26 protein-coding genes are annotated in these 25804 nt (G+C 65.7%); 13 read left to right on the top strand and 13 right to left on the bottom strand.

The features are described from left to right. Positions 1 to 113 precede the first annotated feature (113 nt). From LWC34_RS00230 to LWC34_RS00205, 6 genes are all read left to right on the top strand, one after another. A complete protein-coding gene (locus LWC34_RS00230; RefSeq protein ID WP_233722356.1) occupies positions 114 to 818 on the top strand; it encodes a hypothetical protein in 705 nt (234 codons plus the stop codon). Continuing rightward, complete coding sequence (locus LWC34_RS00225) at positions 815 to 1462, top strand: hypothetical protein (protein ID WP_233722355.1); 648 nt, start codon at positions 815 to 817, stop codon at positions 1460 to 1462. The genes LWC34_RS00230 and LWC34_RS00225 overlap by 4 nt, the downstream gene beginning before the upstream one ends. Before the next feature lie 40 nt (positions 1463 to 1502). Further along, on the top strand, positions 1503 to 3764 hold the full coding sequence (locus LWC34_RS00220; protein WP_233722354.1) for a histidine kinase: 2262 nt from the start codon (positions 1503 to 1505) through the stop codon (positions 3762 to 3764). A 4-nt stretch (positions 3765 to 3768) separates the two neighbouring features. Next, positions 3769 to 4410, top strand: coding sequence for a response regulator (locus LWC34_RS00215; protein ID WP_033381520.1), 642 nt, complete (start codon positions 3769 to 3771; stop codon positions 4408 to 4410). A gap of 311 nt (positions 4411 to 4721) precedes the next feature. Beyond that, the gene (locus LWC34_RS00210; RefSeq protein ID WP_173124161.1) at positions 4722 to 5354 is read left to right on the top strand and encodes a response regulator transcription factor; all 633 of its coding nucleotides are present in this window, start codon (positions 4722 to 4724) and stop codon (positions 5352 to 5354) included. Positions 5355 to 5496: 142 nt separating this feature from the next. Beyond that, the gene (locus tag LWC34_RS00205) at positions 5497 to 5991 is read left to right on the top strand and encodes a Pvc16 family protein (RefSeq protein ID WP_233722353.1); all 495 of its coding nucleotides are present in this window, start codon (positions 5497 to 5499) and stop codon (positions 5989 to 5991) included. Here the strand turns inward: LWC34_RS00205 and LWC34_RS00200 are convergent. After that, positions 5988 to 6455 carry a hypothetical protein gene (locus tag LWC34_RS00200; protein WP_233722352.1) on the bottom strand — a complete coding sequence of 156 codons (468 nt, stop codon included), beginning with the start codon at positions 6453 to 6455 and terminating at the stop codon, positions 5988 to 5990. The genes LWC34_RS00205 and LWC34_RS00200 overlap by 4 nt on opposite strands. Positions 6456 to 6636: 181 nt before the next feature. Here LWC34_RS00200 and LWC34_RS00195 point away from each other — a divergent pair, with 181 nt between their 5' ends. Both LWC34_RS00195 and LWC34_RS00190 read left to right on the top strand, forming a co-directional pair. Then, positions 6637 to 7680, top strand: coding sequence for a GNAT family N-acetyltransferase (locus LWC34_RS00195; protein WP_233722351.1), 1044 nt, complete (start codon positions 6637 to 6639; stop codon positions 7678 to 7680). Positions 7681 to 7735: 55 nt separating this feature from the next. Continuing rightward, the gene (locus LWC34_RS00190) at positions 7736 to 8779 is read left to right on the top strand and encodes a LacI family DNA-binding transcriptional regulator (protein ID WP_233722350.1); all 1044 of its coding nucleotides are present in this window, start codon (positions 7736 to 7738) and stop codon (positions 8777 to 8779) included. A 353-nt stretch (positions 8780 to 9132) separates the two neighbouring features. Here the strand turns inward: LWC34_RS00190 and LWC34_RS00185 are convergent, their stop codons facing one another. From LWC34_RS00185 to LWC34_RS00150, 8 genes are all read right to left on the bottom strand, one after another. Further along, the gene (locus LWC34_RS00185; protein ID WP_233722349.1) at positions 9133 to 9579 is read right to left on the bottom strand and encodes an FtsX-like permease family protein; all 447 of its coding nucleotides are present in this window, start codon (positions 9577 to 9579) and stop codon (positions 9133 to 9135) included. Continuing rightward, complete coding sequence (locus LWC34_RS00180; protein WP_233722348.1) at positions 9576 to 10265, bottom strand: ABC transporter ATP-binding protein; 690 nt, start codon at positions 10263 to 10265, stop codon at positions 9576 to 9578. Before LWC34_RS00180 ends, LWC34_RS00185 begins: the two co-directional genes overlap by 4 nt. A 65-nt stretch (positions 10266 to 10330) precedes the next feature. Further along, on the bottom strand, positions 10331 to 13363 hold the full coding sequence (locus LWC34_RS00175) for a helix-turn-helix transcriptional regulator (protein ID WP_233722347.1): 3033 nt from the start codon (positions 13361 to 13363) through the stop codon (positions 10331 to 10333). Positions 13364 to 13374: 11 nt separating this feature from the next. After that, the gene (locus LWC34_RS00170; RefSeq protein ID WP_233722346.1) at positions 13375 to 13545 is read right to left on the bottom strand and encodes a hypothetical protein; all 171 of its coding nucleotides are present in this window, start codon (positions 13543 to 13545) and stop codon (positions 13375 to 13377) included. Positions 13546 to 13769: 224 nt separating this feature from the next. Beyond that, the gene (locus LWC34_RS00165; protein ID WP_233726330.1) at positions 13770 to 13925 is read right to left on the bottom strand and encodes a hypothetical protein; all 156 of its coding nucleotides are present in this window, start codon (positions 13923 to 13925) and stop codon (positions 13770 to 13772) included. A gap of 217 nt (positions 13926 to 14142) precedes the next feature. After that, on the bottom strand, positions 14143 to 14571 hold the full coding sequence (locus LWC34_RS00160) for a glycosyl hydrolase family 18 protein (RefSeq protein ID WP_233722345.1): 429 nt from the start codon (positions 14569 to 14571) through the stop codon (positions 14143 to 14145). Between the two features lie 288 nt (positions 14572 to 14859). Then, on the bottom strand, positions 14860 to 15048 hold the full coding sequence (locus LWC34_RS00155) for a DUF397 domain-containing protein (protein ID WP_233722344.1): 189 nt from the start codon (positions 15046 to 15048) through the stop codon (positions 14860 to 14862). 5 nt (positions 15049 to 15053) lie between these two features. Further along, positions 15054 to 15917: a helix-turn-helix domain-containing protein gene (locus LWC34_RS00150; protein WP_233722343.1), complete on the bottom strand. Its 864-nt coding sequence runs from the start codon at positions 15915 to 15917 to the stop codon at positions 15054 to 15056. 130 nt (positions 15918 to 16047) lie between these two features. On the opposite strand from LWC34_RS00150, the gene LWC34_RS00145 reads away from it, so the two are divergent. The 3 genes from LWC34_RS00145 to LWC34_RS00135 all read left to right on the top strand — a co-directional run bounded on the left by LWC34_RS00145 (position 16048) and on the right by LWC34_RS00135 (position 20354). Beyond that, positions 16048 to 16374: a hypothetical protein gene (locus tag LWC34_RS00145; protein ID WP_233722342.1), complete on the top strand. Its 327-nt coding sequence runs from the start codon at positions 16048 to 16050 to the stop codon at positions 16372 to 16374. A 293-nt stretch (positions 16375 to 16667) separates the two neighbouring features. Then, positions 16668 to 17801, top strand: coding sequence for an acyl-CoA dehydrogenase family protein (locus LWC34_RS00140; RefSeq protein ID WP_233722341.1), 1134 nt, complete (start codon positions 16668 to 16670; stop codon positions 17799 to 17801). A 420-nt stretch (positions 17802 to 18221) separates the two neighbouring features. Beyond that, positions 18222 to 20354: a SulP family inorganic anion transporter gene (locus tag LWC34_RS00135; protein WP_233722340.1), complete on the top strand. Its 2133-nt coding sequence runs from the start codon at positions 18222 to 18224 to the stop codon at positions 20352 to 20354. A gap of 57 nt (positions 20355 to 20411) precedes the next feature. On the opposite strand, the gene gnd is transcribed toward LWC34_RS00135, so the two are convergent. Then, positions 20412 to 21845 (bottom strand): NADP-dependent phosphogluconate dehydrogenase, encoded by a 1434-nt coding sequence (gnd, locus tag LWC34_RS00130; protein WP_233722339.1) that lies wholly within the window; start codon positions 21843 to 21845, stop codon positions 20412 to 20414. A gap of 58 nt (positions 21846 to 21903) precedes the next feature. Next, positions 21904 to 22137: a hypothetical protein gene (locus LWC34_RS00125; RefSeq protein WP_233722338.1), complete on the bottom strand. Its 234-nt coding sequence runs from the start codon at positions 22135 to 22137 to the stop codon at positions 21904 to 21906. On the opposite strand from LWC34_RS00125, the gene LWC34_RS58620 reads away from it, so the two are divergent. Beyond that, on the top strand, positions 22091 to 22249 hold the full coding sequence (locus LWC34_RS58620) for a helix-turn-helix domain-containing protein (protein WP_372496409.1): 159 nt from the start codon (positions 22091 to 22093) through the stop codon (positions 22247 to 22249). The genes LWC34_RS00125 and LWC34_RS58620 overlap by 47 nt on opposite strands. Further along, positions 22246 to 23502 carry a sensor histidine kinase gene (locus LWC34_RS00120; protein ID WP_233722337.1) on the top strand — a complete coding sequence of 419 codons (1257 nt, stop codon included), beginning with the start codon at positions 22246 to 22248 and terminating at the stop codon, positions 23500 to 23502. The genes LWC34_RS58620 and LWC34_RS00120 overlap by 4 nt, the downstream gene beginning before the upstream one ends. On the opposite strand, the gene tesB is transcribed toward LWC34_RS00120, so the two are convergent. Together tesB and pyk are read right to left on the bottom strand one after the other, a co-directional pair. Continuing rightward, positions 23438 to 24346: an acyl-CoA thioesterase II gene (gene tesB, locus LWC34_RS00115; RefSeq protein ID WP_233722336.1), complete on the bottom strand. Its 909-nt coding sequence runs from the start codon at positions 24344 to 24346 to the stop codon at positions 23438 to 23440. The genes LWC34_RS00120 and tesB overlap by 65 nt on opposite strands. Before the next feature lie 10 nt (positions 24347 to 24356). Continuing rightward, positions 24357 to 25781 (bottom strand): pyruvate kinase, encoded by a 1425-nt coding sequence (pyk, locus tag LWC34_RS00110; protein ID WP_233722335.1) that lies wholly within the window; start codon positions 25779 to 25781, stop codon positions 24357 to 24359. Positions 25782 to 25804: the final 23 nt, after the last annotated feature.

The following is a 25804-nucleotide window of genomic DNA, read 5'->3' as shown; positions in this document are numbered from 1 at the left end:
CCCGGCCCTCGCTCGAGCCGACCAACACCTATGAAGACAGTCGCGTGCTCCGACTATGACGCCGCGAGATGAAAAACGTTCTGATCTTGGCGACCGGTGGCAGGATCGGACGCATGACCTATACCGCCCAGCCGCCGGTCAAGCGGCCGGCGTCCCGCCTGACCGCGGGTTTGCTCTGGCTGGTCGCCGCCGGGCTCGGGGTGGGCGCGACCTTCAGCGACATCCTGGTCCAGGACTTCGGCCAGGGCTCGGGCTTCCGTACCGGGTTCTGGACCCAGGGCGGGATCCAGAACGGCCGCGAAGTCGAGGGCCAGATGGCGTACTACGGCATCGAGATCGTCGTAGCCGCCGCGTTCCTCCTGCTCGCGTTCCTGCTCGTGCTGCTGACGCAGCGGCGCTGGGCCCCGGCGATCGCCGGGACCTTCGGTACCGGCATGTACACGGCATCGGCGCTGACGTGGATAGTCACGTTGCCGAGCGCGGCCGGTGAACCGGAGCCACAGCTTGGTTTGTGGCTGTTCGCTGGTGCCGCCGTGGTCGCTCTCATCGGGCTGGGCGTGGCACTAGCCGAACGCGCACGCCCGATGATCCAGCCTCCGCCACGCTTCATGCCACCACCACCGCCGCACGCGTATCCAATGCGGCCGCCGCAGCCACCGCCACCGCCACCGCCACCGCCGAGGGTCGAGCCCGCGACACCCAAATACGGTGTTCCCGTACAGCCCGAAAGCCCTCTGGACGAACCGGAGCGCACCACCGCGATCGACCCGCCACCACCGGGTTCGATCTCCCGCAAGCTCGACGGAGATGAGACGTGACACAAGCGCTCCAATGGCCCGTTGCCCGACTGCGTGTGATGGGCTCCGGCCTGTGGATCCTCGCGGGCGCGCTGGCGGTCTTCGGCAGTTTCCTTCCGCTGACCCAGGAAGACCGGATCCGGGTCACGCCATCGGAGACCACCGAGCTGAACCTCACCCTGTGGGGACTGACGGGCAGCGACGGCAGCAACGGCGCCGACATGTTCCCGCAAGTCGGGGTCGCCGTCGTGGTCAGCGTGGTGGTGCTGGTCATCTCGGGCTTGCTTGGGCTGTTCTCACGGCGGCTGCACCCGGCGACTGGACCCGTGCTTGCCGCCCGGCTGATCGGAACGGGCGGGACCGGTCTGCTGATCGGGTCGGTCGTCCAGCCGCTGCTGGTCTTTCGGATCTTTGACTCGCAGTCGATCCTCAGCGGGTACGGCGTCACCGTCAGCCCCGGCATCGGTACCTGGCTGCTCATCCTTGGCTGCGTGCTGTCGGTCGCCGCGATCGTGCTGATGCTGGTGCCCAAGATCGCCAAACGCGGCGAGGAGCCGGAGACTCCCCCGATGGGCATTCCAGTAGTCCGAGTACTCGAACCGGAGTACGACGAACCGGCCGACCAACCGGCCGAAGCAGAGCAGCCCACTGACCCAAAGGGGTAGACATTAGGGCTGCGGGGCAGCCATACGGAATGATCTGGCTGTGTCCGACTTGGCGGGCGCGTGGCGTGTGCCTGCCGCGTGCCTGGTGCTGGCGTTCGCGCTACTAGCCGCCTCTGGCTGGTGTGTGCTGAGCAGGGCCACCAGCCCATCCGACGGCACCGTGATCAACATTGGTGATCAGGCGGTGCCGTCCCGTGCCGTGGTCATTCAGAAAACCACGGATGATGGGCTGTTTCGCGCCGGTGACGAGGTTGTCTCGATCAACGGGACATCCACGCGGGACGCGATCCGCGACGGAATCGGTGGCTCAGAGGCAAAAGTCGGCGATGTCGTGCAATACGAACTGCTCCGCGACGGGCAGCGCGTGCAGGTCGAGAAGACGCTGAAGCTGTTCCCGCTGATGGAGGCGGTCGGCAAGAACTGGCCGACACTGCTTGTCCTCGCGCTGATCCTGATCGTGGCCGCGGGCATTTTCACCGCACGGCCGACGGATCCGGCCGCCCAGGCCGCGCTGCTGACCTCCGCACTGAGCTTCATCACCTCGAGCGGATCGACGCATTTCCAACTGGAAGCGCTCGATCTGGTCGCAGGCGGCCAGTTCTGGCGGTGGTACACGGGCGAGTTCAGCTTCATGGTGCTGTGGGCGGCAACCCTGCATATGGCGATCGCTTTTCCCGCTGTTTACAACAAGAGCGTCTTTCGTAAACAAGTGACGGCGGGCTATGTCGGCGCATTGCTGCTCTACGGCCTGATGGCGCTGTACGCGTGGCAGTTCATCGACGACCCGCTCGGCCAGTTCAGCCTGCTCGGTTCGCCTGTCCTGCCGGTGCTCTACAGCTTCCCGCTGATCATCCTGGTCGCGTTGGTCCTGCGGTATCGATCGGCTCAGGACGAACTTGACCGCCTCAGGATGCGCTGGGTCGTCTGGTCACTCGGCGGCGGAGCGTTGCTGTACTCGGCGTTCTTCGCGTTGCCTGAGGCGATCATCGGCCAGACGCTGCTGCCAAGCGAGTTGCACACGCTCGCGTTCCTGCCTGTCCCGATCGGCGTGGCGGCGGCGATTCTGCGCTACCGCGCGCTGAACATCGAGGTCGTGGTCAGCCGCTCGCTGGTCTACGGCGCCTTGTCGGCAGGCACGGTCGGCCTGTACATCGGCCTGGTTTCGTTGCTGTCCTTGCTTTTCCCACCGCTGGACGAGCTGTGGCAACAGGCCGCCGCCGCGGCGTGTGTCGCGGTTCTGGTGCAGCCCTTGCGGTCCCGGTTGCAAGCGTTGATCAACAAGCGGCTCTTCGGCGACAGCCACGACCCGTACCGCGTGGTTTCCGCGCTTGCCGCACGGTTGGAGGAAACCAGGACGCCCAATGAGACGTTGCCCGCGTTGGTCGAGACGATCGGCAGCGCGCTGCGGCTTCCCTATGTGGCGATCGAGATCCTCGGGTCGGGCGGCTCGCCCAACGAGCACGTGGCGACGTTCGGCGAACCGACCGGGGAGCTGTTCCGGTTACCCCTTTCGTACCAAGGCGAGCCGGTAGGCCAATTGGCGGTAGCGCCTAGAACGTCCCGCGAAGTCCTAGGACGCCGGGACAGGCTTGTCCTGGCCGAAGTCGCACGGCACGCTGGTGCGGCGGTCTACACGGCCCGGTTGACCCGGGACTTGCGCCGCAGCCGGGACAACGTGGTCCAGGCCCGCGAGGAGGAACGCAGGCGGCTGCTGCATGATCTTCACGACGGCGTCGGTCCGACGCTCGCGGCGATCTCGCTCGGGCTGCACGCGTGCCGCAAGGCGATCGGGTCCGGCTCGACGCAAGGTGAACTGCTCGGCACGCTGCAGGAGGAGCTGGACGGCGCGATCAACGAGATCCGCAGGCTGGCCCACGGTCTGCGGCCGCCTGAGCTCGACCGGATCGGCTTGGTCGGCGCGATCAGGGCTTATGCGAAAGCGATATCTACTAGAGCCGACGAACGAGGCGTGACGATTAAGTTGGACGTACCGATAAGTATGCCGAGGCTGCCGGCGACGGTTGACGTCGCCGCGTACCGGATCGTGTCCGAAGCGCTGACGAACGTGACCCGTCACGCGGCGGCCCGATCCTGCGCGGTCCGCTTATGGGTGGAGGACGACCTGCACATTGAGGTCGTCGACGATGGAATTGGCCTGCCCGAGCAGCCAGAGAGCGGCGTCGGGCTATGGTCAATGCGCGAACGGGCGACCGAGCTGGGCGGCGACTGTGTCGTGTCAGCGGGCAGCGGCGGGGGCACCAAGGTGCGCGCGATGTTGCCGCTGCCAAAGGAAGGCGGGTAAGGGGATGGATCCGCTCCGGGTCATGGTGGTTGACGATCACCCGCTGTTCCGGTTCGGGCTGTGCACTGTGCTCGCCGACGTACCGGGGACCGAGGTGGTCGGCGAGGCGGCCACCGGACTGGACTCCGTCAGCGCGGCCAAGGCACTGCGGCCCGACGTGGTCGTGATGGACCTGCACCTGCCGGACATCAGCGGGATCGAGGCGACCCGCCAGATCGTTACCGAGCTGCCGGGCACGGGCGTGCTCGTGCTGACGATGTTCGACGACAGCGAGTCAGTGTTCGCCGCGATGCGCGCGGGCGCCCGCGGGTATCTGCTCAAAGGCGCCGGGCAGGACCAGATCGTGCGCGCGGTGCATGGCGTCGGGCGCGGTGAGGCGATCTTCGGGCCGGACATCGCCACCCGGGTACTCGGATACTTCAACACCCCGCCGCCCTCAAGCGACCCGGTCTTTCCCGAACTCACCAGTAGGGAACGGGAAGTGCTCGCGTTGATCGCCGAGGGGCACAGCAACGCGACCATCGCCCGCGACTTGTCGCTGAGCCCGAAGACCGTGCGCAACCACGTGTCGAGCATCTTCACCAAGTTGCACGTGGCCGATCGGGCGCAGGCGATTGTCCGTGCGCGCAACGCCGGTCTCGGTTAATTACCCACGCATCCGACTCCCGCATCGCCGGTTTCTTGTCGGCGGTTTTCCCGGCATTCCCGTTGCACTGTCCCGAGTGGACTCGTTACGCGAATTGCGTAACGAGCTGGTCTCGGTTGCGCTTTTCCTTGCCCGCCTAGGAGTTGCGGCTAGGGGCAGACGCCCGGCGCGGCGATGCCCGCTCGGGCAACAACGGGACATCAGTCCCATGTGGCCGGGACGCCCCTTCGGGCAAGGTGTGTGCAGCCGAAAGTTCAAGATGTGCCGGACGAATTGGGGACGTCCGTCACTTCAGCGGGGAGAGAGAAGAAATGCACGAGCAGCGCCGCACTCCTGTTGTCGTCCGCGCCACCGACCCGATTCTGCAGAACGGCGTGCACATGGCCCTGCGGACCCGTCCGGAGATCTGGCTGGTCGACGAGGACTCCGCCACCCCGGAGGCCGTCGCTTTGGTTGTCACCGACCGGTTCGACGAGCGCGGCAGCCAGCTGCTGCGCACGCTGCAGGTCCGTGGCTTCACCCGGATCGTGCTGATCGCGGGTGAACTGGAGGACACCGAGATCCTCACGGCCGTCGAAGGCGGTGTCTGCGCGGTCGCGCGGCGCTCCGAGACCACACCGGATGTGTTGGTGCGCCTGGTGAAGGCCGCGGCCGCCGGTGAAGGCGCGTTGCCGCCGGACCTGCTTGGCCGCCTGCTCAACCGGGTTTCCCGGCTGCAGCGGCACGTTCTCGAGCCGCGTGGCCTGCACCTGGCCGGTATCACCAACCGGGAGACCGAGGTGCTCAAGCTGGTCGCCAATGGACTGTCCACAAAGGAAATCGCCGACCAGCTGTGCTACTCGCAGCGCACGGTCAAGAGCATCCTGCACGACGTGACGAACCGCTTCCAGCTGCGCAACCGGTCGCACGCGGTGGCGTACGCCCTTCGTGAAGGCCTGATCTGAGTCACCGATTCACGGAAAAAGCCCCGCTCCGGCGGGGCTTTTTCGTATCCGCGGCCGTCGCCTCTTCGGGCAACCCGGAGCACCCTTTCAGGCGGGCGCTCACCCCTTGGGCGGGACTGTCCCGAACTGGACACTCGACGGTGTGATCACAGAAGTGGACGACGCGCTGTGCAAGCTGTTCGGCAGGCAGATGCCGGAGGGCACGGTCGTCCGGCTGGATCCGCCGAAACCGACGTGGCAGACCGAGCGGCCGTCGAACACCATCGACCTGTTCCTGTTCGGCTTACAGGACGACACGGGGGCGCCACCTCAAGGCGAACCGATCCGCCGCTGCGAGCTCTCCTACCTGGTCACGGCCAGGGCCGAGAAAATCCACGAGGAGCATCGGTTACTCGACCGGGCACTGCGGACCGCGATGTTCACCGGCACACTGCCCGAGGAATGCATGTCCTCGACGCTCGCGGTCACCAAGCAGCCGGTGTACCTCAAAATCGCCAACACCGGACCCGGCTCCTTGTGGACGAGCCTGGGGATGCCCGCGCGGGCGGCTTTCGTGATGAACGTCAGCGTGCCGATGCTGCCGGAACCGACCACGGCCATGCGTAAGGGCCCCCGACGGGTCTGGGAAACGCCTTAGCCGACACCCTGGCCGATCAGCACGATCGCGCCGATGGACGCCAGCGTGCCGCCATTGCGGGAAAACCACTGGTCCGCGTCTTTCTGAGGCTCCAGCTCGCGGTTGTGTGGTGTGACCGTGACCGCCAGCTTGTACTCGACGTCACCGATCACGTCGACGCCGTCCTGACCGAAGTCGATCACGCTGACGCCGCTGAAAACCATCGTCGCCGGCTGCTCGAAAGTGCTCTCCACCTGCGTGAACCGATGTTTCGCCGGACAGGTCACGCTGGGCGCCTCGGTGCCGAGACCGCTGATGAAGACGCTTTCGCTGATCCGGTTGAGCACCGGCCGGACGTCGTCGCTCGACGTGGACGTGACCATGACGTGCCCGCTGAGGGTCAACGCGAGATCCACCGCAACGTGCCCAATATCGGCCGACGCCGCCGCGATCGGTGTATCGGGCAGCGTGTACCGGACGGCCATGACCACCCCTAGCGCGCGAAAGTTGAGCCTCCGTCACGTTAGGGGGTGGCTGGCGAGTTCTGACGGCCCGAAAGGGCAGCCCATCGGGCGCCGCGAATGCCGTTTCGGCTCAGGTACAGCTCTCACACCACTCTCACCTCGTGGAAACACCCCGGCAACACCACGCGGCAAGCCTGTGGGCATGACCGAAACCCACACATGGCGGCTGCGCGTCGAACTCGACGACGCACCGGGTGTGCTCGCTCGGATCACCACCCGGCTGGCCGCCCGAGACTGCAACGTCCTCGCGCTCTCGATCCTGCCGGTGCCATCGGGAGTGGTGGACGAGCTGGTCATCAAAGCAGCGCCGGACGTCCCACCGGCCGAACTGGTCAGGGAGATCCGAGCGGAAGGCGGCAAATGCCTCGGCATCACGGCAGCGGACGTCCGTGACCTCGTCGACCCACCGACTGCGGCGCTTCGTGCGGCGACTCTTGCCTTGGAAGACCCGTGCGCCGCGCCTGAGGCGCTGCGAGTGCTGCTCGCCGCAGACTCCGTTGCCTTCGAGATGGGCACGCCCGGCGAGGTGCTGGACGGTGGCCACCGCGCGATCATCTCGCTGGGCGACGACCTGACCGTCGCCGCACGACGCGGTTGGGCGCCGTTCACCGACGTCGAACTGGCACGTGCCGCTGTATTCGCCGCGATGCTCACAACGCCACCGGACCCGCCCTCCGCCGTCATTACGTCGGACGGTGCCGGGGTTGTGCTGCGTAGCGGCAGCATCGATGACCTGGATGCCGTGTCCTCGCTGCACGCGCGGTGCTCGGCACGGACGTTGTTCGCGCGGTATCACTCCGGCGTACGGGTGTTGCCACGGCGGTTGGTGCACCGCCTGCTGACGCCGCCGCGCGGTCGTACGTTGTTGGCGGTGTGCGGACACGAGGTCATCGGGATCGGCCAGCTGATCCGTACCACGCGCCTGGAAGAGGCCGAGGTGTCGTTGTTGATCGAGGATTCCTGGCAGCGGAAGGGAATCGGCACCGCGTTGCTGCGCCGGTTGGCAGGTACCGCACGCGCGGAAGGACACCGTGAACTGGTCGCATGGTGCCTGCCTGGCGAGTCGGGGTTCGAGCGGGCGGCGCTGCGTGCGGGGATCCCGGTGTCAACCAGGCAGGAACAGGGCATGCTCCGCCTCGGACTGACGGTGGATGGGAGCGCTTCCGAGGAGATCAGGACGCGCTGACAGCCTCCACAGCGTCGGCGCCGTACCAGGCTAGGCTGGCTGGTACGAGGCGGACATGGGAGGAATTCAGGTGGCCGGTCGACCGCTCACTGGTGCACGCCCCACTCTCGAGGATGTCGCCGCCGTAGCGGGGGTTTCCCGAGCGACAGCATCACGCGTGCTCAACTCGTCGCCCCGGGTAAGCCCAGAAGCCCACGAAGCCGTCACAGCGGCAGCCCAACAGCTCGGCTACCAACCGAACCAAGCAGCGCGCACCCTCGTAACCCGCCGAACCGGCGCCATAGCAATGGTGGTGTCGGAGCCACAAGCGAAGGTCTTCAACGACCCCCACTTCGGCACACTGGTAAGGGCGGCCGCAAGCGAACTCGCCCTTATAGACACCCAGTTGGTACTGATGCTCGGCCTAGGCGAAGGCTCCCACGGCCGCGCCGAACGCTTCCTGCGCGGCGGACACGTAGATGGGGCCCTGCTGTTCGCCCCACACCAAGACGACCCGTTGCCAACGACCGTGCGCAAGCTGCATTTGCCATGCGTGTTCGGTGGACGCCCTTGGGGTTCATTGCGCGGCCTCTACACGGTCGACAGTGACAATGAAGGTGGCGGGTACCTAGCAACCGAGCATCTGTTGCACATGGGACGTAAGACCGTTGTGTCCGTCACGGGTCCGGATGACGAGCTTTCCTCACGTGACAGGCTGGCGGGTTGGATCCGTGCGACCAATGCCGGAGACGCGGAGCTCACGCATTTGACGGAGTCGGGTGATTACACGCGCGAGGGCGGCTATCACGCGATGAACCTGCTACTGCATCGCGTGCCCAAGCTTGACGGGGTGTTCGCGGCCAATGACCTGATGGCTGTGGGTTGCCTGCAGGCTTTGCGTGAGGCCAACCGCCGGGTTCCGGATGATGTGGCCGTTGTCGGGTTCGATGACAACTCGATGATCGCGCCCCATGCTGACCCACCGTTGACGACGGTCCGTCAGGACCTTGGGGACCAGGTGCGCAAGATGATCGCGAACCTGACGGTATTGATTGACGGCGGCTCGGTCCGGAAACGGGAAATCCTGCCGGTACAGCTAGTCCGCCGAGAATCCGCCTGACCAGAGGCAGCGGCCACTGGGGCGCCACTATCGGACCATGCCCGCCCAAGACCCACATCAAGGGCACCTTAGGTCCCGGCGCGTCGAACTCAGGGTGCAGGAAAGTGCGTTTCACTGTGTCGCAAAGGTGGACACGGCATGCCGGAACGTGGATTTCGCTGACCGGGCTACCCGATCCGTCCAGCCACCTAGTGCCCCGGGCCTTCCCTCCACCAGGAGGTCCGGGAAGGCGAGCTATGGGTGGGCGATTTCCTCGGGAGGTATTTCGGCCGCCTTCGTTCCTCAGCTTGCGAGAGCGCTCTCACCGTCGCGTGCTTGGGCTGTCATGTCCAGGATCTATATCGTCCCGTTGCTTAGGCCACTGTGGATGGTCCGCTTGGTGGGATCTTGCTTGCTCTGATCGCGGGGACCACTGCGGCCAGTACTGCGCCGATCGCTCCGATGAACAACGCCGCGACCGACGTCTCGAAGCGAAGGATGTTCAGCAGGAACAAGACTCCGCCCAAACCCGCCACAGCTCCGATCACGCCGAGCCATGCCGCTTCGGCCAGTATCCCGTTGAACACTTGCGCTCTGCTCGCACCAAAGCATCGCAACAGCGCCACGTCCCGACGCCGGTGGCGTACTGTCGAGGCGAAAGCCTTGTACACCACGCACTCGGTCAGCACGATCATGGGTACCAGGGCCCAGGCGCTTACGCGGCCGATGGTCATCAGGATCAGTGTTGCGATGGCCAGGATGCAGGACAGCACTGCACCCGCTCCCATGTTTTTGCCCGCGTGGACGGGGTGCACGTTCATCGCAGGGCCGCCTGCACCGACTCGACCGTTGGCCTGTGCACCTCGCCGGCAATCCGGCCATCGGCGAGTACGAACACATGGTCCGCGTGCGCGGCCACATAAGGGTCCTTGGTCGCCAGCAGCACTGACTGGCCGAGTTTGCGGACCCACATGCGCAGGAATCCCAACAGCGCAGCGGATTCGGTTCGATTCAACTCCGAGGTCGGTTCGTCGGCGAGGACGATGTCCGGGTGGTTCACGAAGGCTCGCGCGCACGCCACGCGCTGTCGTTGCTCCGCTGTCAGTACGGCTGGGCGGGAGTTCAGGAGCAGGGAGATCCCCAGTGAGTTGACCACCGTGTCGAACCATGGTTTCTCGGGCGGGGTGCCGCCGAGTTCTTGGCCGATCCGGATGTTCTGCTCGACCGACAACTTCGGGAACAGGCTGCAGGTGGGGAACACGAATCCGATCCGGTCACGGCGCATCTTCGTCAGCGCGGCGTCGCCGAGGCCGGTGATCCGGTCGGCTCCGATGTGGACGGTCCCGCGGTCGGGCCGGTCCAGCCCGCCGACGCAATTGAGCAAGGTCGTCTTGCCCGCGCCCGATCTGCCCACGACCGCGGTGAGCTGACCGCTGGGTACGTCGAGGTCCACGCCACGCAACACGCGCGCACGCTCCACGCCACGAACAGCAGCCCCGACCGACATGCTTTTACGTTAGAAGCTGACCGCCACTGTGGGCATCGGCTCGGAGACTAGTTGTGGATCAGACTTCAGTCTGATCCCGTGCCTGAGTCCAGCAGGCCACGGTCGTAGGCGATCGCCACCGCTTCCGCTCGTCGACTGGCGCCCAACTTCGCCATGATCCGCGACAGGTGCACGCTCACCGTCTTCTCGCTGATGTACAGCTCCTCGCCGACCTGCCGGTTCGTCTGTCCCATCGCCACCAGTTTCAGCACCGACTGCTCACGCGGCGTGAACAGGTCCACCGTGTCACGAGGTCCAGCCCCATCCTCGGTCAGCGAAAGCCGGGCCCGGCGGGCGAGCTGGGCAACCGCGTCCTGCAGCGGCTTCGCGCCCAGCTGGACCGCGGCCGCATGAGCCTGCCGGAGCTGAGTCGCCGCCTCATCCCTGTGGCCGGTGCCGAGTAGTGCTTCGGCATGGCGCCAGCAGGCCTGCGCGTGGTCGTAGATCGCACCGTAGTCCGAGGTCGCTACGACCGCGGACCAGGCCACGGGGTCGCTACGACCGTGCAGCCTGGTCAGCTCGGCCTCGGCTCGCAAAGCCCAGAACCGGCCGTCCGGCCCGAGCTTTCCGGTACGCGGTGCCTGGTGTTCGGCGGTGTCGCGGGCCAGCTCAACGAAGCGCTCACCCTCGGCGACGATCTCGGCCACCGGCTCGCCCTTGACCCGGGCCTTCGCCGCGGCATCGGCGGCGGCAGCCGCGCCAATCGCACCGAACTTGATGTTGAACGTCATCCACGGGCCACCGATCCGAGTGGTGTACTCGAGAGCCTCGGTCACCCGCTGGATCGCCACGTCCGGTTTGCCACGCCAGATCGCCAGCTCGGCGCCTGCCCAACCGGAGATCAACGCCAGTTGCACCTCACGCTCCCACTCCGGGCGCAGATTCGTCAGCAGCCGCTCGGCGTCGGCGAAACGGCCGCGGGCCACCGCGATCTGCAGGCTGCACGCGGCGAGGCGCGCGGAGATCGCGCTCGATATCCGCCCACGGGGCTGCTCCGGCGGTTCGTCGGCGTCCCAGTTGCCGCTCGCGTAGTTGTTGAGCATCTGCAGGACCCGCAGCTCGACGCCGAAGTCGCTCCACGACAGCCCATTACTGCGCGCCAACTCGACACCGTCCGCGAGAATGGCCGCTGCCTCGTCGAGAAAGCCCAGCTCGTAGCGGTTGAGACCGTGGTAGAAACGAGCACGCAGGCCGACCGTGAGCGCCTCGGCCTCGCCTGCCCGCTGCTCAGCCTCAAGCAGCAGGTTCTGGCTCTTCTCGATCTCCCCGGCCGTCTCGTACACTGTCGCGAGCGTGGTCATCGCGTCTGCCTCGGCGCCCATCGCACCGATCGCACGCGCGTCCGTGATGGCCATCTCGGCGTATTCAATGCAGCGCCGCATGTCCTTTTCCGCACGCATGATTCGCGCGTACATCGCCAAAGTCCAAGCGCGCGTTGAGCTCGGCGGCAAATCGGCGGCATGGGACCACGCGGTTTCGATGACGTCCTTGGCCTCTATCTCGCCACCTTCGACCGCCATCAACGTCTGCGCGAGCCTGCGGCGGACCTCGACCTTCACTTCCAGGTCGCATTCCTTGTCGGCGAGCTTCACCGCCGAGCGCGAGTACGCGATCGCGCGCTCAGGATCGCCGGACGTACCGGCCGACCAAGAAGCCTTACGCAGCAACTGCAACTCGGTCACACCATCAGGACGGTGTTCCTCGTCAACGGAATCCCACAACCGCAAAGCGGTTTCCAGATGCCGCAGCGCCTCCCCTGGCGCTCCGAGGTCGGTGGCTTCCTTCGAGGCCTTCACCGAGGCGAGCAACGCGTTGGCAAGCGAGTTGCTTTCCATGCTGTGGTAAGCAAAAGCGGCCGAGTTGCCGCGTTCGTCGAGCCGTTCCTTCAGATACCGCGCATATCCGGCGTGTAGCCGGACGCGTTCGCCGGGCAACAGGTCACTGTACACAGCTTCGCGCATCAGCGCGTGCCGGAACGAATAGTGCACCTGTTCGCCGCCGGTCACGAAGATGTGGTGCTGCACGGCTTCGCGCAGCGTCTCCTCGAGTTGAATGTCGTCGAGGTCACCGACTTCACGCAGGGTGCTGTGTTTCACCGTCCGCCCGGCGACCGACGCCAGCCGGATCACCTGCTGCGCGGGCTCGCTCAACCGCTCAACCCTCGACAGCAGAACATCCGCGAGCGACGACGGAATACCGGACTCGTCATCGGCGATCGCGGCGAGCAGCTCCTCGGCGAAGAAAGCGTTTCCCTCAGACTGGTCGGCGACCTTACGCACGGTCTCCTGGTCGACAAGCCCTTCGCCCAAAGCGTCCACGAAATCGCGCGCGGACGTCTTGTCGAACGCCGACAACTCCAGCCGTTCCACCGCGGGCAGTCGGACCAGCTCGGCGATCAAGGGCCGCAGTGGATGCCTGCGGTGCAGGTCATCTGTCCGATACGTACACACCACGAGCAGCCGCTGTGTTCGTAGCCTGCTCATCAGGAAAGACAACAAGCCGCGCGTCGAACTGTCCGCCCAATGCAGATCCTCGATCACGAGCACGACCGTGTTGTCCTCGGCCAGCTCGCCAAGCAGGCCGTGCACGGCGTCGAACAGGCGTAGCTGCGCGATGTCCTGCTCGCGCCGCGGCTGCATGCCCTGCACTTTCCCGATTGACGGCGCGAAGTTCGGCACGAACCGGTTCGGCTCGCGTTCTGAGGGCTCGTGGCTCGACACGACCAGGTCCGGCAGCAACATCCCCAGTGCCGGCCTGGTGAGCACGTCATCACGGCCCAACCCGCGCAGTTGCGTGAGCGCTTCGGCGAACGGCAGGTAAGGCAGGCCGGTCTCGCCGACGTCGACGCAGCGCCCGGCCAGCACGATCGCGTCCTCGCCGGCCGCGACCGCGCTGATCTCCTCGACCATCCGAGTCTTACCGATACCGGCGTCCCCAGCGATCAGCACCGCGCCAGCCGTACCCCCAGAGGAACGACTGAAAGCCGCGCGCAACCGGGTCATCTCCCGGCTGCGCGCGACCAACGGTATTCCTGATCCCAACCTCGGCACGTCAGGCATAGTGACACACCTCAGGCCGCGTCGCGGTCACCTTTTGTGTCCTCGGACCGATGTACGCGTATCCGCTGCCACCAGCGCGGCGGCTGCGATTCGCGGATCGCACGGATGTGCTGCTGTGCGACCATGTCGCCCCTGCGGTATTCGACCTGTGCCTTGACCGCCTCCGGGGTGGTCCATTCCATCTCACTCACCTCGTTGTCTCGCTGTTTCGGTGATGATGAGATTCGTCGTAAGGCCCCGGTCCGGGCATTGGGCGAACACCCACTGTTATGGGTGTGACCCCTTACCGCAGGGAGTAAGGGGTCACACGAGCCAGGTAAGGGCGCCTAAGGCACCACGTTTCCCCAGCTCAGAGCGCGTGAGTGGGTACGCGGGTTAGAACTCGCCTAACCACTCACGACAGGCTTCAGCAGGGACCTGGCGGCTGGTCGGTCGGCGGGATCGTCACCCCATTCCTTCGTACTGCGATCGTGTAAACGTTCCAGTGCTTGAGTTCGGCGTCGGCGCCGTCGTCGAACAACGCCGCGTTCGGGCCGACGAAATGGTTCCACGAGCCGTGCAGGTCATAGGACGTCAGGTTGACGAAGTCTAAGTACTGCGTGTCCTGTTAGGCCTCGGCACCGCGCAGGATCCAGCCGGATGACGAGACCGCGGCGGTCAGCAGGTAGTGCTTGCCGTCGGCCGCGCCTGCCGCGTCCAGTTTGGACAGCAGGATGCGCGTCAGGTTGACATACCCGGCCAGCTGCTGACCATGAGTGCTCTGGGAAATCCAGAAGTCGTCAGGGTTCCGGCGTAGTTGGCCGATGTGGCGTACTCGTAGTCGATGTCGGCGCCGTTGAAACCGTACTGCCGCAGGAATCCGACGACCGAGTCGGCGAACGGGACGCGGTGCGACTGCCGTCCGGGTTGAGGAATCCGCCGGTTTCCGCCTGGCCGCCAATGGAAATCGGTGTTTTGACGCCAGGGTGCTGCTTCTTGTACTTGGTCAGCAGGTTGAAATGTCCCTTGTAGGACAGGGAAAGATCCATTTCGGCGCCGGGCACGCCAGGCCACTCCATCCCGGTCGACGCGTTGCCCGCGCCAGCTGGGCCGACCGAGATCCTGTTGTCGGCGCCGACATGCGCGAACGCGTAGTTGATGTGCGTGATCTTGGACCACGGGATGTTGTTCGCCAGATACCGGGTGAACCGTCCTTGCCGGTTCGCCAACTGGTGAAGTAGCCGGTCACCCGCCGAGTGTTGCCGTTCGCCAGTTTCTCACGGCCTGCCGATCGACCGAGACCGCGAACAGTCCGGCCAAGGCCGTGACCATCAAGCCGATCAAGGAAAACGCCATCGAGCCATCATCGACCTCCGCCAGGGGCAGGGGGTGACCCACTGAACCGGGCCACGTCCTGTCGGAAATGCCTCGACGTTAAGAGGTCCAGACCTGATCGAGCAATAGGTCTGGACCATTGTGCCGCTATGCAGTGCGCTGTATCGATACCTTCTCGACAGCTATCTCCTGGCGGCGTCGATGAACGTCGCCCATCCCGCTGTGCCGAATCGGAGCATGCCGGCTTCCGGGTTCTTGGAGTCGCGCACGCTCGCGCCCGTGTGCGCCAGCGCGATTTCCACACAGTCGTTGCCGGCGCCGCTATGGCTGCTCTTGCGCCACACCGGGCCGGCCGGTTCGGAAACAGTCAAAGCCTTCACTCCTCTCGTTGACGAGACAACCTTTCGGCTGTCTGAGAGACCATGTGCACACTGTCGTCCGGGCTCGCCGCGGACGCTCGCAAATGGTCGAACATCAACGTATACCGTTGGACGTCCGCCTGCTCCTCCAAGTAGACGCCGCCGGTGGTGGTGTCCACATAGACGACATCCGGATCCATCTGTTCCGGAAAACCGAGGATCAGAAAGGGACCCTCCATACTGGAGTGTGCGCCGGCCTCGAACGGAACCACCTGAATGGTGACGTTCGGCAGGGCCGCGAGCTCACACAATCGGAGCAACTGTCCATGCATGACACGGGCACCGCCAACCGTCCGGCGCAACACGGCTTCATCGATGATGGCCCAGTAGTTCGGCGGTTCCGGATCGGTCAGCAGCCGCTGGCGTTCCATCCGCGCAACGACCCTGCGCTCCACTTCGGCCTCGGTCCAATCAGGCCTGATCGAGCGCATCACGGTCCGGATGTAGTCCTCGGTTTGCAGCAGCCCTGGAACGAGCAATGCCTGGAAAGCGCGCAGTGACGTGGCATCCGACTCAAGCCCGACGAACGCTCCGGTGAAAACTTCGTTATAGGCGTGCCACCAGCCCTTTTTGCGAGCCTCGCGACTCAGTTGGACAAGGGCCTCAAGCCGATCCGGCGCGACGTCGTAGAGCTCAAGCAAATCGCGCGCGTCGCGGGGTGTGACACCGACGTGGCCGGTCTCGATCCGACTGATCTTGGACGCGGAGCATTCGAGCTTCTCACCGACTTCCTCGATGGTCAGCTTCGCGGTCTCGCGCAACCGGCGAAGTTCGCTCGCCAGCCTGCGCCGCCGGACCGTTGGGCTTTGCCCTCGTGCCATCTCCCGCTCCCGGTGTCACCCATTCGTGTATTGCAACTTGCAGAATGCGGTTTGCAGCTCCAAGCTACTTCTTACCGCCTGTCAGGAGCAGTTGAAGGTCCGCACGGGACGCAGAGGACGTGGTGAAGCCGTGGTCGACGTCAACAATTCAATCTTCGGCCACCTTGAGTCCTCGCTGAACGGTTACCTGGCCGATCTCACCCGTCGAGGGGAGTCGGCCGACCCGGCGACTGCACCGAGGATCGCCAACAACGAGCTTCCTCGCGTTGTCGCCGCACTGCAGGCGGTACTGGATGAACACCGTCCAGACGAGCAAGGCCGCTGCCCAACGTGCCGCAGACGCCTGTTCGGCCGCGCGCCCGCGCCGTGCCGTGCGTACCTCGCGGCGCATCTTTGCCTGCTGGTCACCGAAGACGACCAGCCCTATCGCGACACCCCACAGCTCGGCGCCTGCTGAGCACCCAAGACGAACCGGCCACGCCGCCGGTTCGACCGGATCGCACGGTCCCTCCCCCGGCCACCCCCCCTTCCCCTCGGCCGACCTCCCGTGCCATCCGGTGACCCTCCCCAGCGGGGCCGGGATTTTCGCGCCCCCCGACTGAATTTCCGGTCCCGCTGGCCTCCAAGCCATGGTCCACAAAGGTTGTCTCTCTTTCATCTGTCCAGAACGTGCCGCGTGCGCACGAGCGACACCGGGCGCACCAGCGATACCGTGTCGCCAACGAGCGACTATGGCGCGGCAGGTGTTCGATGGACGTTCTCACAACAGTGACCCAGGTTCTGCGGGCGAACGCGGCTGAAGCCGAGCGCGCGAACCGGCTCTCCGACGAAAGCGCGAAAGCGCTGCACGACGCGGGATTGTTCCGGCTCGGGGTGCCGAAGGCGTATGGCGGCCTCGAAGCGGACCTGACGTCATGCCTTGAGGTGGTCGTCGAACTGGCTCGGGCATGTCCGTCCAGCTCGTGGATCATTGACGTCTCCTATGGCGCGCAGCATCTGGCCGCCCGTTTCCCGGATCGCACACGACAAGAACTGTGGACGGACAATCCGGACCAAGCTTTCTGTGGATCGTTCAACGGGATGGCAATGTCGACGGCCAGAGTGGACGGCGGACAGGTCGTCAGTGGACGGTGGTCATGGGTCTCCGGCTGCTACCAAGCCAATTGGGCCGTGCTGGCAGTGCCACTCGTCGACGAACAGAACGAAACTGTCGGCGAGGCCATGGCTCTCGTGCCAACGCGTGAACTGTCCATCGAAGACACTTGGGACATGGCCGGTCTACGTGGGACTGGATCGCACACCCTGGTCGCGGCGGAAGTGTTCGTACCGGACCACCGGATCAGGGATGTCGCCGACCTCATGCAGCCACCGGCCGAGGTTCGGGAGTCGCTGTACCACGTATCCCTTGGCTCACTGGCCCTGACGTTCGCCGGGACGATGCTCGGCGCGGCCGAGGAGATCTTCGACGCGACCATGCGGGTGGTCGAGCGCGGCAAACCGATGGCCGACTCGGTGTACGAGCATCTCGCGGATTCCCCTGATCTGCGGGCCAATCTGGCCAACGCGCGCACCCTGATCGATTCCGCACGGCTGCATCTGTTCCGTGCGGCGGACAGTGTGGACAATGACGCGCCGCTCGATCCCAAGACGCGGGCCAGGGTGCGAATGGACACTGGATACGCGTCGAAGCTGCTGCGGCAGGCCGCCGACTTGTTGCTCAGCGTTGGCGGCGCGAGTTCGTTGGCCACGTCGAATCCGGTTCAGCGGTACTGGCGTGATCTGAACACCGCCGCACGCCACCCTACGATCAGCGCGGAACTGTCCACTGACATATACGGTCGCGCATTGGTTGGGATCAGTGAGCCAGCGAGTTATCTCGTCTGAGTTCCCCACGGACGGGCGATCTTGTTGAGTCGATCTTGGGACCAGTCTCTTACCTGCTGTCACCGAGCCGGGTGTGATCAACTCGTCCGGATGAATTTTTTGCGCTGCAAGCAATCTGACGCCATCATGGGTATTGAGCGGGACGGTACACAAAGGACTTGTAGACCGTAATCCGCCCCAATAGATCCACCCCAGTGCCGACACAGGTCGTGCCGACACGGAGGTTCGCATGACGGCAGGTTCCAACAACCAACAGAGGGCGCCCCGAGGGCCCTTCCGCCCACGTGGGGGTTTCGGGCGCGCGCGGCGCGCCCTCGTGGATCAGCCCCGGTTAACCGACTGACCCACCAGACCAGACCGGAAAACCTCGGACTTCGTCACGAAATCCGGGGCATCCCCTGTTGGATCAAGGAAAGAGAAATGTCTCGCGTCTCAACCGTGCTCAGATATGACCTGCCCGCGTCCTTCGTCGTCTTTCTGATCAGCGTTCCGTTGTCGCTCGGCATCGCGGCCGCGTCCGGTGCCCCGCTGATCGCCGGGCTGGTCGCGGCCGTTGTCGGCGGAATCGTCGCCGGTTCCCTTGGTGGGTCGGCGTTTCAGGTCAGCGGACCGGCCGCGGGCATGACCGTCATCGTCGCCGGGCTGGTCGAGCAGTACGGCTGGCCGGCCACCGCCGGGATCACCATCGCCGCCGGTGTGGTCCAAATCCTGTTGGGCATCACGAAAGTCGGGCGCCTGACGCTGTCGCTGTCCCCCGCGGTCGTGCACGGCATGCTCGCGGGTATCGGGATCACGATCGTCATCGGCCAGCTTCAGGTCCTGTTCGGCGGACATGCCGACAGCGACGTCCTGTCCAGCGTCGTCGGCCTGTTCACGCATGCGCCGGTATGGGGTGCGGTCGCGGTCGGTGCCGTCACCATCGGACTGATGGTGCTGTGGCCGAAAGTCCCACGCGGCAACGTCGTTCCCGCGCCGCTGATCGCGGTCGTGGCGGCGACCGGGCTGGAGATCCTGTCCGGCTGGGACGTGGATACCGTGCAACTGCCCGACAATCCCCTACTGGGGCTGGCGACTCCGGAAGTCCCGAGTGGAGGCGTGCTGGACATCGGCTTCGCCGTGCTCAGCGTCGCTCTGGTCGCCAGCGTGGGATCGTTGCTGTCGGCCGTCGCCGTGGACAAGATGCACAACGGTCCCCGGGCGGATCTGGACCGTGAACTGATCGGCCAGGGTGCCGCGAACGCAGTTTCCGGTGCCCTGGGCGGATTGCCTGTCGCTGGCGTGATCGTCCGTAGCTCCACCAATGTGGCCGCGGGTGCACGGACGCGGTCTTCGTCCATCCTGCACGGGGTTTGGATCGCACTGTTCGTTCTGTTCCTGGCCAACGTGTTGGAGCACATACCGATGGCCGCGCTCGCCGGTGTGCTCATCGTCGTCGGCGTCCGTCTCGTGTACGCGGGACATCTGAAGTGCCTGAAACTGCACGGCGAACTGGCCGTCTACGCGGTCACGGTCCTCGGTGTGATCTCCCTGGGCCTGTTGGAAGGTGTCGCGATTGGCGTCGCGGTCGCTGTTGTCCGCGCGCTGTACCGGTTGGCCCATACGTCTGTGCGAGTCTCGCAGCAGGATGACGAGTGGCGTGTGGACGTCGGCGGATCGCTGGTGTTCCTCGGCGTCGGCAGACTGGTTCGCGAGTTGCGCAGGATTCCGGTGGGCCAGAAGGTGATTCTGCAGCTGCACATCGACTTCATGGATCACGCCGCGTTCGAGGCGATCGACGACTGGCGTACCGGCTACGAAGACCGCGGCGGCCAGGTCGAGGTGCACGAGGAAGACACCTGGTACAGCCGTGCCAGGGACGGGGAACCCGGGCGGCGTAAGACAATCCCGTGGGTCGGTCGCTGGACGGACTGGGAGCGCCGGACTTTCCGGATGCCCGAGCCACGTGAGCCGGTTTTCGACGGCGCACTGGAGTTCGAAAGGATGGCGGCGCACCTGATCCGGCCGTTCCTTGCCGAGTTGGCTCGCAATGGGCAACGTCCCGAGCAGTTGTTCATCACGTGCGCGGACTCACGCGTGCTGCCGAACCTGATCACGTCCAGTGGCCCTGGCGAGCAGTTCTGCGTACGGAACATCGGAAACCTCGTCCCGCCGGTCCATCTGGAGTCCGATGAGGACAGCTCGGTTGGCGCGGCGATCGAGTTCGCCGTCGATGTGTTGAACGTGCCCACGATTGTCGTCTGTGGACATTCGCACTGCGGCGCGATGAAGGCGCTGATGGGCGGCACCGCGGAGCCAGGGACTCGGCTGCACTCGTGGTTGCGTAACGCCGCTTCGAGTCTGGCGCGCGTGGACGGGACGGACGATCTGGAACTGTTGGCAGCGGCCAATGTCGCGCAGCAGTTGGACAACCTGCGGACGTATCCCAGTGTCCGCAAGGCCGAGGAGCAAGGGAAACTGCGGCTGGTCGGGATGTACTTCGACCTGGCCGAAGCCCGTGTCTACCTGGTCGACCCGGACGACTTCCGGCTACTCCAGCTAGAGTCCCAGGCCTGAAAAACCCTCGTGAGTGGTTATCCGTGTTAGAACACGGATAACCACTCACGAGGTTTTCTAGGCGTCGATCTCGTTGCGGTCGCCACTCCACAGGGTGTGGAAGCTGCCGTCCTTGTCGACCCGGCGGTACGTGTGCGCGCCGAAGAAGTCCCGCAGGCCCTGGATCAGGGCGGCAGGCAGGCGCTCGGACCGCAGCGCGTCGTAGTACGCCAACGCGCTGGAGAACCCGGGAACCGGCACGCCGGCCTGCACGGCCGTGGTGACCACGCGGCGCCACGCGTCGACGGCGTTCTCGACGGCCGACCGGAAGTAGTCGTCGACGAGCAGCGACGGCAGGTCCGGAGCCTTCTCGTACGCCTCACGGATGCGGTTGAGGAACACCGCGCGGATGATGCAGCCGCCACGCCAGATGGTCGCCATCGCACCGAGGTCGATGTCCCAGTCGTACTGCTCGCTTGCCGCACGCATCTGGTCGAAGCCCTGGGCGTACGCCACGACCTTCGAGGCGTAGAGCGCCGAGCGCACGTCGTCGACGAGCGTGTCCGGCACCTGCACCGAAGCGTCCGAAGTGGACTGCAGGGCCGACCGCTGGTCGACACGGGCCGACAGGGACCGCGCGAACACCGCCTCCGCGATACCCGTGACCGGAATGCCCAGTTCAAGGGCTTCCTGCACGGTCCAGCGGCCGGTGCCCTTCTGCTCGGCCTGGTCGGTGATGATGTCCACGAACGGCTTGCCGGTCTCCGCGTCCACGTGCCCGAGCACCTCCGCGGTGATCTCGACCAGGTAGGACTCCAGGTCACCGGAGTTCCACGTGCGGAACACGTCCGCGATCGCCGCGGGCTCGAGGCCACCGGCCCGGCGCAGCAGGTCGTAGGACTCCGCGATCAGCTGCATGTCGGCGTACTCGATGCCGTTGTGCACCATCTTCACGAAATGTCCGGCGCCGTCCGGTCCGACGTGCACGCAGCACGGCTCGCCGTCCACCTTCGCCGCGATGTCCTCGAGGACCGGGCCGAGGTGCTTGTAGGACTCCGGGGAGCCGCCCGGCATGATGCTCGGGCCGTTCAGCGCGCCTTCCTCGCCGCCGGAGATACCCGCGCCGACGAAGTGCAGGCCACGCTCCTTGAGCGCCGCCTCACGGCGACGGGTGTCGGCGAAGTGCGCGTTGCCGCCGTCGATGATCATGTCGCCGGGCTCCATCGCGTCGGCGAGCTCGTCGATCACCGCGTCGGTCGGTCCGCCCGCCTTGACCATGATGATCACCTGACGGGGTCGCTGCAGGGACGCGACCAGCTCGGCCGTGGTCTCGGCCGGGACGAAGTCGCCCTCGTGGCCGTACTGCTCGATGAGCGCTTTGGTGCGGGCAAACGAGCGGTTGTGCACCGCCACCTTGTAGCCGTGCCTGGCGAGGTTCCGCGCCAGGTTGCTGCCCATCGTCGCTAGGCCGGTTACCGCGATGCGGGCCGTGCCTTCCGTGCTGTTCGCCATGTGTACCAGCCTGCCGTATCAGCCCGTCCAGGGCTCGCGGGATATGTACGAGACGAGCCTACGTGGCGGAATACGGCCAGTAGCCACGGGGCGTCGTCGTCCTTCGCGGTCCATCGAGGACCCGGAAAGCCACAGGCGGCAGGCGAGCGATCCGCAGCGTCGGTTCGTCGTGACCGATCAACCAGCCGTCGGTCAGCGTCAGGACACGGTCGGCGTGCGCCGCCAGCCGGAGGTCGTGCGTGATCATGATCGTCGTACGCCCCTTGGCCAGACGCCGCAACGGATCCAGCACCCGGTCCGCGGTACGCGTGACGATATGCCGGATCCGCGCGAAAATCGATTCAGACGATGTGATCGAGACGGTTTCCGGGGTCGGGTATCGGTTGAAAGGCAGTCAAGAATGAGCGGCCCTGGTTGGCGGGCCTGGCTCATCGCGAAATATGTCGGCGTGTTTCTGTCGGTCAGCATGGTCGTCGTTGTGGTACTGCACCTGCACACTCGATCGTCCATTCTGAGCGTAGGCACGTCCGAATATGGCGAGTTGGTGTACCCGGTCGAACCACAGCTGCCAGCGATCGACGTTGATTCGTCGTCCCAAGGAGGGTCCACCGTGGCCGAACCCCGGGTTGACGAGCCGGTCAGTGACTGGAGCAAGGACGCGCTGGCCGCTCTCGTCGACGACCGCAACGAGGCCCTCGACCGTCTGCTGACCCAGTCCGTCGTCACGTTCCTCACCCTCGGCCTGATGTCGGCGCTGCTCGCGTGGTGGCTCTCCGCGCGGGTGCTGCGCAGGGTCCACCGCATCACCGCACGCGCACGGAAGGTCTCGGCGACGAACCTGCACGAACGGATCGAGCTGGGCGGACCTCAGGACGAACTGCGGGAACTGTCCGACACGTTCGACGAGCTGCTTGGCCGTCTTGAAGCCGCTTTCGACGCACAGTCGAGGTTCATCGCCAACGCGTCGCACGAGTTGCGCACGCCGCTCACCGTCGTGCGCAGTCTGGTCCAGGTGGGCCTGGCCACCGACGACCCCGAGCGGATCCGGGAGGCCAAGGCCGAACTGCTGCACTACAACGACCGGTGCACGGCGCTCGTCAACGGCCTGCTGACGCTGGCACGCGGCGAGCAAGGCGGGCAGCGGCACGAGCCGCTCCGGCTGGATGTCCTTGTGGAGAAGACCATGGCCAAGACGACTGCGCCTGGTTTGACGATCCGCGTGGACACCCAGCCGTGCGTGGTCGACGGCGACATCGTGCTGCTGGAACAGGTCGTGTGCAATCTGGCCGACAACGCGGTGCGCTACAACGAGCCGGGCGGTCACATCACGGTCGAGGTGGGCCAGCTGGACTGTACGGCCGTTCTGCGCGTGGCCAACTCGGGAATCAAAGTGCCGCAAGAGGAAACGGCCAGACTGTTCGAGCCGTTCCGGCGCGGCAGCGCCGCGCGCCTCGGTCACTCGACCGGAACCGGACTGGGACTGTCGATCGTCCGGGCGATCATCGCGGCCCACGGCGGCGCCGTTCGCGCCGACCCCCGTACCGGCGGCGGTCTCGAGGTCACCGCCGCGATTCCACTGTCTGAAGTGGACGTCAGTCGATCACCCGGAGCAGGCCTTCCTGTACGACCGTCGCGACCAAAGTCCCGTCCTGGCTGAAGAAGCGGCCCGTGGCAAGGCCACGCCCGCCGGACGCACTCGGCGACTCGCAGTCGTAGAGGAACCACTCGTCCGCCCGAAATGGACGGTGGAACCACATCGCGTGATCAAGGCTCGCGCCGATCACGTTGTCCAGCCACCAGTATTTGCCGTGCCGCGCAAGCGGAGCGTCCAGCAACGTCATGTCCGATGCGTACGCGAGAACGCAGACATGCAGCAGCGGATCGTCGGCCAGCTTGCCGTCGGCGCGCATCCACACTTGGTTACGGCCCTCACGCGGGCCTTTGTCCCGTGACAGCCATGGCGGCTCGGTGACGTAACGGACGTCGATGGGCCGGGGAATCGACCGCGTCGGGTCGAGCGTGCCCTTGGCGGCGGCGACCTGCTCGACATACGTCAGCAACTCGTCCGGACCCGGCACCTGGGGCATCGCGTCGGCGTGCTCAAGGCCTTGCTGGATCAACTGGAACGACGCGGACAGCGAGAAAATGGCCTTGCCGCGCTGAATCGCGACCACGCGCCGCGTGGTGAACGAGCGGCCGTCACGAATGCGGTCCACTTCGTACACGATCGGAATGCTCGGATCTCCCGGCCGGATGAAGTAGGCGTGCAGCGAATGCACGTGCCGATCCGCCGGGACCGTGCGGCCAGCCGCGATCAACGCCTGCGCGGCGACCTGCCCGCCGAACACCCGGATCGGGCGGTCGGCGGGACTGACACCGCGAAAGATGTTCTCCTCGATGACCTCGAGGTCGAGCAGGGCGACCAGCTTGTCGAGGACGGGCTGGCCTGTCGCGCCGGCCTGGCCTGGATCCGCCGCGGCGGCCCGCGCGACCTCTGTCATCAATGACTCCCTACGCGTGGTCTTCTTCCCCAAGCCGGTGTACCCGGATGAGGTTAGTTGACCCCACGGTCCCAGGCGGCGAGCCTGCGACGATCACCACTAGGTCACCGGGCTGGTAGCGGCCGATGGACAGCATGGAGATGTCCACCTGGCGGACCATCTGGTCGGTCGAGTCCACCTGCGGCACCAGGAACGTCTCGACGCCCCACGTCAGCGACAGCTGGCTGCGCACGTCCTGCTCCGGCGTGAACGCCAGCAACGGAAGATGCGTGTGCAACCGGGCGAGCCGCCGAACGGTGTCGCCGGACTGCGTGAACGCGACCAACGCCTTGGCGTTGAGACGCTCACCGATGTCACGGGCGGCGTAGGACAGAACGCCACGCTTGGTGCGCGGCACGTGGGTCAACGGCGGCACGGCCGTCGACTCGCTCTCGACCGCCTCAACGATGCGACCCATCGTCTTGACGACCTCGATCGGATAACGGCCCACGCTGGTCTCGCCGGAAAGCATGACCGCGTCGGCGCCGTCGAGCGTCGCGTTCGCCACGTCCGACACCTCGGCACGGGTCGGCCGAGAGTTGTTGATCATCGAGTCGAGCATCTGGGTCGCCACGATGACCGGCTTGGCGTTCTCGCGGGCGATCTGGATCGCGCGCTTCTGCACCAGCGGCACCTGCTCGAGCGGCAACTCGACGCCGAGGTCACCACGGGCGACCATGATCCCGTCGAAGGCGAGCACGATCGCCTCGAGGTTGTCGACCGCCTCCGGCTTCTCCAGCTTGGCGATCACCGGCAGCCTGCCCCGGCCAACCCGGTCCATCACCTGGTGCACCAGGTCGATGTCGGCGGGCGAGCGCACGAACGACAGCGCCACGAAGTCAACGCCGAGCGAAAGCGCGAACTCGAGGTCCTCGATGTCCTTCTCGGACATGGCCGGAACGGACACGTCCATACCGGGCAGGGAGATGCCCTTGTTGTTGCTGACCGGGCCGCCCTCGACGACCTCACAGACAACGTCCTGGTTGTCTACCTCTCTGACCACCAGACCGACCTTGCCGTCGTCGACGAGCAGGCGGTCGCCGGGCTTGGCGTCCCGCGCCAGCCCGTCGTACGTGGTGGATACGCGGTCGTGGGTACCGACGATGTCCTCAACGGTGATCCGGACAACGTCCCCGTTCCGCCATTCGACCGGTCCGCTGGCGAAAGTGCCAAGCCGGATCTTCGGTCCCTGCAGGTCAGCCATGATTCCGACGGCGTGTCCCGTCTCGTCGGATGCCGCCCTGACCACGTCGTACACCTGCTTGTGGTCACTGTGGCTGCCGTGGCTGAAATTCATTCTCGCCACGTCCATACCCGCCTCGACCAGTTCGAGGACTTTTTCCGGGGTCGCCGTGGCAGGCCCCAGGGTACAGACGATCTTCGCGCGTCGGCTCACGTTCGTGCAGCCTAGCCCCTTCA

It is taken from the genome of Kibdelosporangium philippinense (assembly GCF_021390435.2).
Lineage (GTDB): Bacteria > Actinomycetota > Actinomycetes > Mycobacteriales > Pseudonocardiaceae > Kibdelosporangium > Kibdelosporangium philippinense.
Note: the sequence above shows the minus strand (reverse complement) of the source record. Positions and strands in the feature narration are given on the sequence as shown.